This window comes from Streptomyces sp. H39-S7, assembly GCF_027158205.1.
Lineage (GTDB): Bacteria > Actinomycetota > Actinomycetes > Streptomycetales > Streptomycetaceae > Actinacidiphila.
Window position 1 is genome coordinate 36,939 of sequence record NZ_JAPVLU010000054.1, and the last position, 12,359, is coordinate 49,297.

General features: G+C 68.5%; 8 protein-coding genes and 2 pseudogenes. 4 read left to right on the forward strand and 6 right to left on the reverse strand.

The window, feature by feature from the left end; genetic code table 11:
• Window positions 1-12 precede the first annotated feature (12 nt).
• Window positions 13-174 carry a Tn3 family transposase gene (locus tag O3X23_RS44365; RefSeq protein WP_443048086.1) on the forward strand — a complete coding sequence of 54 codons (162 nt, stop codon included), beginning with the start codon at window positions 13-15 and terminating at the stop codon, window positions 172-174.
• Window positions 175-226: 52 nt separating this feature from the next.
• On the opposite strand, the gene O3X23_RS36225 is transcribed toward O3X23_RS44365, so the two are convergent.
• Complete coding sequence (locus O3X23_RS36225) at window positions 227-1,750, reverse strand: FAD-dependent monooxygenase (RefSeq protein WP_269276989.1); 1,524 nt, start codon at window positions 1,748-1,750, stop codon at window positions 227-229.
• A 54-nt stretch (window positions 1,751-1,804) separates the two neighbouring features.
• Window positions 1,805-2,503, reverse strand: coding sequence for a TetR/AcrR family transcriptional regulator (locus O3X23_RS36230; protein ID WP_269276992.1), 699 nt, complete (start codon window positions 2,501-2,503; stop codon window positions 1,805-1,807).
• Between the two features lie 478 nt (window positions 2,504-2,981).
• Here O3X23_RS36230 and O3X23_RS36235 point away from each other — a divergent pair.
• A pseudogene (locus O3X23_RS36235) lies at window positions 2,982-3,230 on the forward strand (recombinase family protein); the annotation flags it as partial.
• A 5-nt stretch (window positions 3,231-3,235) separates the two neighbouring features.
• Window positions 3,236-3,436, forward strand: a pseudogene (locus O3X23_RS36240) (hypothetical protein); the annotation flags it as partial.
• 754 nt (window positions 3,437-4,190) lie between these two features.
• Here O3X23_RS36240 and O3X23_RS36245 read toward each other — a convergent pair.
• The 4 genes from O3X23_RS36245 to O3X23_RS36260 all read right to left on the reverse strand — a co-directional run bounded on the left by O3X23_RS36245 (window position 4,191) and on the right by O3X23_RS36260 (window position 11,089).
• Complete coding sequence (locus O3X23_RS36245; RefSeq protein WP_269276994.1) at window positions 4,191-5,645, reverse strand: endo-1,4-beta-xylanase; 1,455 nt, start codon at window positions 5,643-5,645, stop codon at window positions 4,191-4,193.
• 793 nt (window positions 5,646-6,438) lie between these two features.
• Window positions 6,439-7,887, reverse strand: a complete 1,449-nt coding sequence (locus O3X23_RS36250) for a glycoside hydrolase family 43 protein (RefSeq protein WP_269276996.1) — start codon at window positions 7,885-7,887, stop codon at window positions 6,439-6,441.
• Complete coding sequence (locus tag O3X23_RS36255; protein ID WP_269276998.1) at window positions 7,884-10,103, reverse strand: glycoside hydrolase family 3 N-terminal domain-containing protein; 2,220 nt, start codon at window positions 10,101-10,103, stop codon at window positions 7,884-7,886. Before O3X23_RS36255 ends, O3X23_RS36250 begins: the two co-directional genes overlap by 4 nt.
• Window positions 10,100-11,089, reverse strand: a complete 990-nt coding sequence (locus O3X23_RS36260; protein ID WP_331283991.1) for a substrate-binding domain-containing protein — start codon at window positions 11,087-11,089, stop codon at window positions 10,100-10,102. Before O3X23_RS36260 ends, O3X23_RS36255 begins: the two co-directional genes overlap by 4 nt.
• 255 nt (window positions 11,090-11,344) lie before the next feature.
• Between O3X23_RS36260 and O3X23_RS36265 the strand changes: the two genes are divergently transcribed.
• Window positions 11,345-12,359 (forward strand): ABC transporter substrate-binding protein (locus tag O3X23_RS36265; RefSeq protein ID WP_269277000.1); only part of this gene is annotated, 1,015 nt, incomplete at its 3' end.

Genomic DNA, 12,359 nt, shown 5'->3' on the forward strand with positions numbered 1-12,359 from the left:
CGCAGGCCAGGCATGGTGCAACTGCTGCGCTACCACTCGGACGCGCCGCTGCGCCGGCGAGTGACCGCGGCGATGAACACGGTCGAGGCGTTCCACCGGTTCTCCCAGGGGGTCGGCTTCGGCAACCAGGGCGTCCTCGCCGACAACGACGCATGGAGCAGGAGAAAGCGATGACGGTCAACGCCCTGCTCACGAACGCGGTCATCTTCCACAACGCCCTGGACATCTAACTCTGCGGCGTGCCGAACCACTGGGCAGCCGCCTGTTGGAACGCATCGCGTTCCGGGGCGGGCCCGCTCGCCCAGGCCACGACGCCGTCGGGCCGCACCAGCACGGCACCCAGCCCGAGGTCGTTGCGCGCCGCGTCGGCCGCGTAAAGAATCCGGCCCGCCCACCCCTTGGCCGCGTCCTGCAGCGCCCGGCCGGGGCTGAAGTCGAGCGCGACGCCCTTTCCCTGGCGCAGCAGTTCGCCGAGGCGGGTGCCCTCCTCGAAACGGAAGTCCGGAGCGGTGCAACCCACGAGGAGCTGCTCGCTGCCCAGGTCGTAGCGGTTGAACAGCCCCGACGTCTTCCCGTACACGTGCGTCGTGCCGTCGGTGGTGCGCATCAGCTTGTGTATGAGTTGACGCAGCGCGGGGGCGTTGGGGCCCGGCTTCATGGTGGCGACCTGGGCGCGGGACCAGTCGAGCACGGCGGCGCCGACGGGGTGTCGCTCAGTGGTGTAGGTGTCGAGCAGGCCCTCGGGAGCGGAGCCGAACACGGTGGCGGCGAGCTTCCAGCCAAGGTTGGCGGCGTCGCCGATACCGAGGTTGAGGCCCTGACCTCCCAGGGGCGAGTGGATGTGTGCCGCATCGCCGGCGAGCAGGACACGGCCCGCGCGGTACGCCGTCGCCTGCATCGCGCGGTCGGTGAAGCTGGAGGCGAGATGAACCTCGGTCAGCGTCACGTCGGTGCCGCTGATACGGCGCAGGACAGCCTGGAGGTGCTCACGGGTCACCGTCTGGGAGCGGTCGAAGGTGCCGCCGTCGAAGTCCATCATGCCCACGTGCCCTTCGAGAGGGGTACGCAGATACATGCCGTTCGGCGTCAGGTTGAACCCGAACGGCAGCCGCGCGGGGTCGGCGAAGGTGACCTTGGCGACGTAGCCGGTGAACAGCGGCTCGGTGCCGCTGAACCCGAAGCCGGTGAGCTGCCGCACGGCGCTGCGCCCGCCGTCGCAGCCCACCAGCCAGCGCCCCTGGTACTCCTGGCCGCCTGCCGTGACGAGGACGGATTCGGTGTCCTGCGCCACGGCCGTGACGGGAGCATTGCGGATGATCTCGACTCCGAGCGCGGTGGCCCGCTCGGACAGCACCGATCCGAGCGCTTCCAGACTCGTCATGAACCCCTCCATCGCAGGACTGAGGAGCCGAGAGGGGAGCGAAGAGGTGTCGATGGCGGCTGCGTCGAGCGTCATGCCGGCGAAATGGCTCAGCTCGCGAGGGGCGGGTGCCTGGGCCGCTTCCGGATCTGCACCGACTTTCTCCGGGGCGACTCCGGAAGCCTTCGCGGTGGCTTCCAGCAGGCCGCGGCGGTAGAGCGTCTCGGCCGACCCGGCGTTCAGGCCCCGCAGGCCGAGCGGGAACGCCTTGAGGGGAGAGGTGAGTTCCGGGTCGCGCTCAAGGACCACGACCGAGCAGCCGGACAGGGCCAGCTCGCCGGCCAGGAACAGACCGACCGGGCCGCCGCCCGCGATCACGATGTCATGCATGAGAGGTGTCCTTCGGAGAATCGGCCTGCGGGTCACCCGGCCAGATCGGCCGGCTCAGCGCAGATGGGTGAGGCCCTCGAGGATGACGGCGATGCCGGTGAGGAACTGCTCGCGGTCGTCGTGCTCCCGCATCTGGTCGACGATGGCGTGCATGAACGGGTAGGCCTCTGGGTCGAGCCCCTGCCATGCGGCCGAGGTCGCGTCGAGGAATCCGTCGTGGTCCGCGTCGGGGTCGATCCCCGAGCTGTCCCCCTCGATGCGCGCGTTCTGGCTGACCGCTCCGAGGATGTAGTGCACGAGCGTCGAGGCGGCGACGAACCACGATGCTCGCGGCACGCCCAGGGCGCCCATCTGCCCGCCGATCCGCTCGAAGATCCCCACCGTCACCGGGCCGACCGGATTCCGGATGATCTGGAGGGTCAGCCGAGTGGCGAGCCAGTTGTGCGCGGTGATCGCGTCGAACAGGGCCAGCGCGACAACACGGACCTCGTCCTCGGGCGTGGTCGCGGCCCCGGTGGACCGGTTCGCCAGCGCCGCCCCGATCACGGTTTCCGTCACCGAGTCGAGCAGCTCGTCACGGGTGCCCACGTGGTAGTAGACCGCCCCGGAGCCGGTGGACAGCCGTTCAGTCAGCGCTCGGATGGTCAGCGCGCTCTCACCGCCCGCGTCGAGGACCTCGAGCGCAGTGTCGATGATCTGCTCCCGGGAGAGCACCTGGTTGCGCCGCTGTGATCGGCCGGCTCGCGTCGTCATACCTCGATGATGCCATCTTTGGTGCAGTGCTCCAAATTGGCACAACGCACTAAGTTGGGGGCCCCGCCTCTGTACGGGTGGAGGTCCTGACGGAGCTCCGGCCGCCCCACCCTCCCGCTGCGCAAGACCTGCCCAGCCCTACCACCTGCTCGAACTCACCTTCATTTCTCCGGGGTAACCCATCACCGAACCCCGTGGCCGCCGCCGTGCGACACGGGAGCGGGACCGTATCTGCAGTGATCTTCGAGTACGGAACGTCGCGAGCGGGTGGAGCAGACCCCTTTTGGCGGTCCGCCTGTCGGCAACGATCGTTTGACGACAGGGAGTCCACATATCCGATGAACCGGTGCGGTCCGGGAGTTCGCGGTGGCTCGAATCCCATCGGAGCTGATGGTGATTGCCGACAGGGTTCGACGACGGGCAGGGGCCGAACCTCCTTACGGAAGGGGCCCCGAGTGGCGAACCTGCCTACAAGCGCGTGTCGACCGACCAGCAGTCGATCAACCGCCAGAACCTCGTCCTCGCCGAGCAGCCCGGGATCGGAAACCCGGTCACCTTCGAGGAGGAGCCTGGCACCTCCAGTCGCCTCCACCCGCTTCAGCGCCCGATGTTTGGCGAGTTGCTCAACTCCGCGCGGCCGGCCGACGCCGTGCACATCTCCGAGATGTTCCGGCCCGTGCGTGGCACCGGGCACATCCTCGACGTGCTCGACGTCCTGCACCGCGATTGTCAATTCGCCAGGTTCATGACACCGAATCTGTAAGGTGCCCTGATGACTATCGCTACCCGCCGATCGAACCCCACACCTCCGGCCTGCTCGATGTCGGTGACGGCAACGCGATCCACTGGCTGGAGTTCGGAAACCCCACAGGCAAACCTGCCCTCGTCGTGCACGGCGGACCGGGTTCGGGCACCGGGAATGCCTGGCGACGCAGAAGCCAGGCGCGGATGCCGGGCCAGACGAGCGCAACGCCTACGACTACGCGCGCCGCCGCCAATCCGCCGGATCATGGTTGAGCACGCCACCGCCGAGGCGAAGCAGTGACGACCACTTCAGCACTGGTCCGGCGACCGCGACGACCTGCCCGGAGCCATCACCGCAATCGGCGCTCTGGTCTCCGACCGGGCCGCACGCCGCCCGCCCCGCCGCAAGCCGGGCACCGACTCGTCCTCACCCGCTCGACGGTCTGCTGATCAACCCAGAGCCGAACTGCCAGGCCGCCACGCCCCGATCTTTGTCGTGCGGCGACTCGTTACCTCGGAGCTACCCCGGTCGGGGACGACACCTCCGCCTCGCGGGCGATCTCAGCCGGCGTCGCCGCCACCAGCGGACGGACCACCTCGGTCGATCGGTCGTGCGGTTTCTCTGCCACCGAAGAGTTCACGGCACGGATGGCAGCCCGTGGACCAGGGCGCTGCGCGGTGAGGTGTATCCGTCCAGGCTTGTGACGGCTCCTGGGGCTTGGGCCGGATGGGCCGCAACGCCGGCGTGAAGTTCGTTGTCACCGGAGCGATCCTCGCCCTGGCCGCGGGAGTCGACGCACTCAGCCGCGAACGCGCCGCCGCCACGGCCGGTCAGAGGCGGTTCGTGTGTTGATGCTCGCTGAGTGTGGTTCGTGCCCCATACGGGCGCTTGTCTGAGGCACGAACCACACCCTTCATCGATCCAGCCTTTGGCCGTGGCCGGTCAGCTGCGGGTCCAGTGCTGGTTGCTGCCGTTCCAGCAGGAGTAGAGCTGGATCAGGGTGCCGTTGGCGGTGCCGTTGGCGGCGGCGTCCAGGCAGAGGCCGGACTGGACGCCGGCGATGGATCCGTCGGAGTTGAGGCGCCATTTCTGGTTGTCGCCACCCCAGCAGCTGTAGATCTGGACTTTGGTGCCGTTGCCGGTGCCGGCGGCGTCCAGGCACTTGTCGCCGTATACCCTGAGCTCGCCTGCGGCGGTGTAGGTCCACTGCTGATTGGTGCGGTTGTTGCAGTCCCACAAGGTGATCTGGGTGCCGTCGGTGGTGCTGGTGCCGGGCACGTCCAGGCAGCGGCCTGAACCGACGCCCTTGATCTGTCCAGAACCGGGCGAAGAGGTCGGCGTGTCGGTCGGAGTGGGTGTGGGGGAGACGGCGTTGAGTGCGTTGAGGACGGAGGTGTAGGCGGGCTTCTTGCTGCCGTCGCCGTTGAACAGCAGTGGCGATTGCTCCGATCGCCAGGAGTCGGTGTCGCGCACCCCCCAGACGGTGATGCCGAGGCAGCGCGAGACGGCCAGGCAGTCGTTGGTCACGTTGGCGTAGGTCGTGGCCGAGGCGCCCTGGATGTCGAGCTCGGTGATGGCCACATCGACGCCGAGGGCGGCGAAGCTCTGCAGGGTGGTGCGGTAGTTGCTGTTGTAGGCGCTGTCGTTGTTGAAGTGGGACTGAAGGCCGACGCAGTCGATCGGTACGCCGCGCTGCTTGAAGTCTCGGACCATGGAGTACACGGCCTGGGTTTTGGCCCAGGTCCAGTTCTCGATGTTGTAGTCGTTGTAGCAGAGCTTGGCGGCCGGGTCGGCGGCGCGCGCGGTGCGGAAGGCGACCTCGATCCAGTCGTTGCCGGTGCGCTGCAGGTTGGAGTCGCGCCGGGCCCCCGAGTTGCCGTCGGCGAAGGCCTCGTTGACGACGTCCCACTGGACGATCTTGCCCTTGTAGTGGGCCATCACGCCGTTGATGTGGCTGGTCATCGCCTGGCGCAGTGTGCTGCCGCTGAGGTTCTGCATCCAGCCGGGCTGCTGGGAGTGCCATGCCAGGGTGTGACCGCGTACCTGCTTGCCGTTCTGCACTGCCCAGTTGTAGACGCGATCACCGGCGGTGAAGTTGAACTGACCCTGCTGGGGTTCGGTCGCGTCGGGTTTCATTTCGTTCTCGGGCGTCACCATGTTGAACTCGCGGCCCGCGATCGTCGTGTACGCCGAGTCGTTGAGCCTGCCGGAGGCGATGGCGGTGCCGAAGTAGCGGCCGCTCTGCGCCGCCGCGCTGCCGAGCGTGCTCTCGGCGGCGTGTGAGGTCGGCGGTGCCACCAGCACGGCGGCCGCACCGAGAACGCCGACGACCAGGGCCGTACACAGACCGCCGATCTTCCGGCGGACGGTGGGTGGGGGAAGGGCATTCAAGCGCATGGCTGAGCCTCCAGGATGGAGATCACGGAAGGATTGGAGCGCGGCAGTAGTAAATCCGCGTTAGCGACGCCCGCGCCCATTGGAAAAGGACGCTCACAATCAGAGCGCAACTATCCAAGGGCGGCACTCGGTACTCGGGTGGACGTGCGAAACCACCTCGGAACTCAGTGTGGAAACCTCGCCGAAACATGTCAAGAGTTTCGAAAGAGTTTCGATATTGCACTCTTCGAAGGAGTTCAATAGGGGGAGCTGAATGCACAAAGGCGATCGAAAAGTTTTCGATAAAGGATCACCTGAACCGGGCTGTCATGGCTCAGGCGGAATCAGAAGATCACGTGACGTGGCCTGCCATTTTGCGTCGGCTTCCGGACATCCGACACATTCGCTTTCGGACAAAAGCTGAGAGGAACCCGGCGCAATGAGAGCGTCGGCACGTGGGTCTTGGGTCTGAACGACGGACCCGGAGGTGAGATCCCGCCATAAACGGGTATTTCCTTCAATTCACATCCCGGGGCGCCGAACTCTCTGGCCCCCGAGTGGCCTCACGTGGACGCTGGGAGCGTCACCTTACGGTCCATCTCGGCCCGGCCGCGCAGCTCAACGGTCCTTGGGACTGCCGCCGGCGAGGACGTCCGCGAACGGCGGCACCAACGGCATCGCCGTCGCTCCCGCCGCAGCTGCGCACCTCCCGCACGCAGCACCTGGGCGCCTTTGCCGGGGGGCGCCTCGGACTGCCCGCGAACGGGTTCCGCGCTGCGCTCCCTGATTGCTCGTCGGACCGGCTGAGAAGGCATTACTGCGGTCCAGACCGGCCCTGCCGGCGCGGGTACGTGATGTCGAACCACGAGAAGCGGGCTTGGGCGGTGGATGGGCGGCCGTTGGAGGTGGCGTAGAGGCCGAGCTGGATGCTGGTGAACAGCGGGGTGAGGAAGGTGGCTTCGATGGTGGCCAGGTCCAGCCAGGCGCCGTCGGGTGTCGCGTGGGTGAAGGTGTGGCTGAAGCCGCGGATGCGGACTCCCAGGCGAATGGGGCCCGGGGGCAGGGGTATGTCGGCCAGGATCTCGGGCCCGTGGAGGAGGCTGAGTCCCTGCAGGGTGCGAAGGAGGAGGAGGTTGGTGTCGTCGTCGAGGACTACGGCGAGGCCTGCCTGTTCGTTCGGTGCGGCGGGGGTGAAGTGCAGTTCGGTGGAGACGTCGCAGTCGGGTTGTTCCTGGGGGCGGGCGAGGAGGGACGGGGTGGAGCGTTCGCCGAGGCGTTGCGGCCGGAGCTGGAGGCGGAGCCCGTCGCCTGTGGTCCAGAACGTCGCGCGGGGGGTGCGCAGGGTGTTCCAGTCGGGGGAGAGGGTGGTGAAATCGTCGTGGAGCCGGTGGCGGGGGTCGGTGTGGATGACGGGGGAGAAGACCGGCCAGCCGTCGTCCCAGGTGATCCGGCTGAGGAAGGTCTCCCGGCCGAGGGCGGAGCCTGGGCGGACGCCCAGCAGGACGGCGTGCCAGTCGCCATGGGGGGTTTGGACGAGGTCGGCGTGCCCGGTGCAGGTGACCGGGCCCTGGGCGGGTGGTAGGACCGGGTTGCCGGGGGCACTCCGGTAGGGACCGGTCACGCGTTCGGCGCGGGCGGCCACCACGGTGTGGTCCACATCGGTGCCGCCTTCGGCGGTGATCAGGAGATAGCTGCCGTCGATCTTGTACAGGTGTGGGGCTTCGGACCATCGGGCGCCCGGGTGGCTTCCTGACCACAGGACGTGCTCGGGCCCGGTGAGCCGTCGTTCGCGGGGAAGGTATTCGCGCATCCAGATCTCGGTGTGGCCCGCGGGTTCGTTCACGACTCGTGCGGCGGTGAACCAGGCCCGGCCGTCGTCGTCGAAGAACAGCGACGGGTCGAATCCCTCGCCGTCCAGCCAGTGCGGTTGCGACCACGGCCCCGCCGGGTCGGTCGCCGTGACGACGAAGTGGCCGGGGCCGTCCATCAGCGTGCAGACGAGATGGAAGACCCCGTCATCGTGCCGGATCGTCGGTGCGAACAGGCCCCGTGAGGGTTCGCACCCATCGAGGTCGAGCTGCGAGGCCCGGTCGAGCGCGGAGCCCAGGCGCCGCCAGGTCACGAGATCACGGCTGTGGAACAGGGGAAGGCCTGGGAACCACTCGAAGCTGGACGTCACCAGGTAGTAGTCCGCTCCCACTCGGCAGACGGACGGATCGGGCCGGAATCCGGGCAGCACGGGATCACCGAACCGGGTGGTCATGAGACCGGGACGATCTCGACCGGCACGGACAGCACCCGGTCGGCCGCCGTGTGCCGTACCGGGCCTATCAAAGTGAAGGAAGCCTGGAGCGGGAGGTCGCCGCTGGACCGTCCGACGGCCACGCCGATCTCCCCGGGCTCCACTCTTCTGCGCAGATCGAGCCCGGTGAAAGCGGTCCGGTCGGCATGGACGGAGAAGGTGATCCGGGCGGCCGCGCCCGGCTTCAGCTCGACTCTGCCGAATCCGGCGAGCCACCGCTGCGGCCGGACGACGGACGCCTCGGGGTCCGAGAGGTACAGCTGGACCACCTCGGTACCGGCCACGTTGCCGACGTTGCGTACGGTGACCGAGACGGCGACAGCCCCGTCCGTGGCGGCGACGGGATCCACCGCGAGCTCCGAGCAGGTGAAGCTGGTCCAGCTCAGCCCATGTCCGAAGGGGAACAGTGGAGTCGGGTCCACAGAACACCAGTCGGTGTGGCCGCCGAGCCTGGCGTGCAGGTAGGTGCCGGGCTGGCCGCCGGCCTGGCGGGGGATGGAGACGGGCAGCCTCCCGGACGGTTCCGCGGCTCCGCGGATGATCCGGGCCAGCGCCGTCCCGCCTTCCTCGCCGGGGAAGAACGCCTGCACCACGGCCGAGGCCCGCTCGGCCAGCGAGCCGAGGGCGTAGGGCCGTCCGGACACGAGGACCAGGATGGTCGGCACGCCGGAGTCCAGGACCGCGCAGGCAAGTGCGGCCTGGTCGCCGGGCAGGTCGAGGGTCTCGGCGTCGCATCCCTCCCCGGAGGTGCCCCGACCGAACATGCCGGCCCGGTCCCCGAGCAGCAGCACGTTCACGTCCGGATCGTCCACGGTGACGGTGAACCCGGCAGCGCTGAGCGCTTGGCCGAGCGTCGGGATCTCCACCCCGAGGTCACCGGGCAGCGCGACGTGGTTGGGGAAGGAGTAGCAGCCGAGGAACGACTGCGGGTCGTCGGCGTACGGTCCGCTGATCGCGACCCGGCACGGTTGCAGCGGCAGGATTCCGTCGTTGGTGAGCAGCACGGTGGACCGTTCGGCCAGGAGCCTGGCCAGTGCCCGGTGTTCGGGCGGGTCAAGGTCGACCGGCTCGGGCTTGACCGGTTCCCAGTCGGGGTCGAGCAGGCCGAGTTCGGCCTTTTGCAGCAGGACGCGTGCCGCGGCCCGGTCGATGAGCTCCTCGGATACGCTTCCTGACCGCACGAGATCGGTCAGCGGCTCGCCGTAGCAGCGGGCCGTGGGCAGCTCGACGTCGATTCCGGCGGTCAGCGCCAGCGCGCCGGCCGCGCCGCGCGATCCGGCGACGCCGTGCCGGGTCTCGAGGAAGGAGATGGCGTAATAGTCGGCGACGACCACACCGCCGACATCGAGTTCGCCCCTGAGCAGCTCGGTCAGCAGTCGCTTGTCGGCGGCGGCCGGGACGCCGTCCACATCGGTGTAGCTGTTCATCACCGACCGGGCGCCTCCCTCGCGCAGTGCCCGTACGAACGGCTCGACCAGTACGTCGGAGAACTCGCGCGGCCCCGAGGAGACGGGTGCCATGTTCCGGCCGCCGCGTGAGGCCGAGTACCCGGCGAAGTGCTTGAGCGTTGCCACGATCCCGGAGCCTTCCAAGCCCCGCACGTAGGCGGTGCCGATCGCTCCGACGAGATAGGGATCCTCGCCTATGCACTCTTCGGTTCTGCCCCACCGGTAGTCGCGGACCACGTCGAGCACCGGAGCCAGCCCTTGGTGGACGCCGACCCGCCGCATCCCGGCGCCGATGGCCGCGGCCATCTGGCGCACCAGGTCGGGATCGAAGGACGCACCCCAGGCCAGCGGCCCGGGGAAGACTGTCGCGCCGAACGTCATGAACCCGGTCAGGCACTCCTCGTGAGCGATCGCCGGGATCCCGAACCGGCCGGCTGCGGTCACCTGCTGCTGGAGCGAGGCGAGCCGCTCCATCCCGGCCGCTGCGGTGATCGGCGCGGTGCCATACACCCGGGTGAGCTGGCCGAGTCCGTGGGCCACGATGTCGTCGAGGCCGGGCGCGGACTCGCCGGAATCGTCCTCCATCGGCGCGACAGGTGTTCCCGGATGCGAGGGCAACGCCCAAAAGCCCGTGAGTTGCCCTGCCTTCTCCTCCAGCGTCATCCGTTTCAGCAGATCGGCGACGCGCGCGGACGCGGGCACGAGGGGGTCACGCCAGGGCTCGGTCAAGGGGATCTCCTAGGGACGGGGCGCGGCGGTGGAGAGCCGGACCTTGAGTTCGGTCGAGAGCTCCATCCGGGGGCTGACCAGGGGCTGGTCCTCCAGAAGCAGGAACAGTGTGCGGGCGGCGAGTCGGCCCATCTCAGCCATTCACACGTCGGCAGGTCGTCGAAGCCGACCACGCTGAGGTCCTGCGGGATGCTCAGCCCAGCCTGCCGGGCGGCTTCGTAGACGCCCATCGCCTGTTGGTCGCTGCCGGCGAAGATGGCGGTCGGTGGCTCGGGCAGGGCGAGTAGTTCCTGGGCGCGCTGGAACCCGCCCTCGTGTTGGAAGTCGCCGAAGCGGATCAGGTCGCGGTCGACCTCGATGCCGGCCCGCTCCAGCGCGGCCCGGTATCCGTCGATGCGGGCCTGGCTGCAGAGCATCTCCTTGCGGCCGCCGATCGTGGCGATCCGGCGGTGCCCCAACTCGAGCAGATGCTCGGTGGCGGCCAGGCCGCCCGCCCAGTTGGTCGCGCCGATGCTCGGAACACCGTTTCCCGGAAGGTCGATCGGATCGATGACGACCAGGGCCACTCCCGCCTGTTCGACCTGGGCGCGCTGGGCGTGGGTGACCGAGGCGGTGACGAGGATGACGCCGTCGCTGTGGTGCAGGACCGGCAGGGCGGCCCAGCTCGACGGCGTGGCCTCGCCCGGCGGGACGAGCGAGACGACGGTGCCGACGCTTCGTTGGGCGCATTCGGCCTCGACGCCGCGCAGGATCTCCACCGCCCACGCGCTGTCCAGACCGCCGATGATCAAGTCGACCAGGCCCGACCTGCGAGCCCTGCCCTGCCGGCCGGGATGGAGGTAGTTGTGAGATCGCAGCAGGCTTTCAATGCGTTCGCGGGTGGAGGGTGCGACATCGGAGCGGCCGTTGATCACCTTTGACACGGTGGCCTGGGAGACCCCTGCCTCCGCGGCGATGACGGCCAGGGTCGGACGCTGTTCGCTCAACTTCTCTCCTCCGCGCGGACGCCTTGGGCTGGCGACAAGTATCGCAAACTTTCGAAGAGTTTCCGGTTGGCGCGACCTGCCTGTCAAGAGCGCGGAGAGGCCCTGTTCATGGACAAATCGCCGACAGGTTGACGAGAATCGGCGGCAGGTCTTGACCGAGGGGCCGCACGTTCCTAGTTTATGGCAGCACGGAATTCGAGAGTATTTCGAAATGTTTTCGACCCCGAATCCGACACTTCCCACCCCGGAGGTCCCATGGCCAGTACCTTCCCGAGCCGGCGACGCTTCCTGGCGCTCTCGGCCCTGACCGCACTGTCCGTTCCGCTGGCCACGGCCTGCGGCGGTGACGACTCCGACAAGCCGGCGGCCGACGGCAAGGTGACCTTCGCGTGGTGGAACATCGCCACGACGGAACCGGGCAAGTCCCTGTTCCCGCAGATCTCCTCGGCGTTCACGTCCGCTCACCCGAACATCGCGATCAAGACGACCTCGTTGGAGAACGAGGCGTTCAAGTCCAAGCTGACCGCCACCACCTCGTCGGGCAAGCTCCCCGACGTCTTCCAGACCTGGGGTGGCGGCGTGCTGCGGCAGCAGGTCGACGCGGGGCTGGTCGAGGACCTCACCGAGGCCTTCGACTGGTCGTCCGAACTGACCCCGGTCTCGCTGCAGGCCTATCAGTTCGAGGCCCGGACCTACGCCGTGCCCTACGACATCGGCATGGTCGGCTTCTGGTACAACAAGAAGCTCTTCGCCCAGGCCGGCATCACCGCGCCGCCGGCCACCTGGGCCGAGTTCCTCGAGGACGTCAAGAAACTCAAGGCGGCGGGCGTCACGCCGATCGCCCTCGCGGGCAAGGAGAAATGGCCGGGCCACTACTACTGGGCCTACCTCGCGATGCGCGTCGCGGGCCTTCCCGCGCTGCAGCAGGCCGCGACCACCAAGGACTTCACCGGCGCCGGCTTCGTCCAGGCGGGCACCCACCTCAAGGAGTTGGTCGACCTCCAGCCGTTCCAAAAGGCCTTCCTCGGGGCCGGCTACTCCACCCCCGGCGGCCAGGCCGCGACCATGGGCAACGGCAAGGCCGCCATGGAGCTGATGGGGCAGTGGGCGCCGTCGGTGCAGAAGGACGCGGGCGCCGACCTCGGAGCGGATCTGGGCTTCTTCCCCTTCCCGACCGTCGACGGGGGAGTCGGCCAGGCCACCGAGGTGTTCGGCGGCGGCGGCGGTTTCGCACTGCGCAAGGGTGCCCCGAAGGAGGGCCTGGATTTCC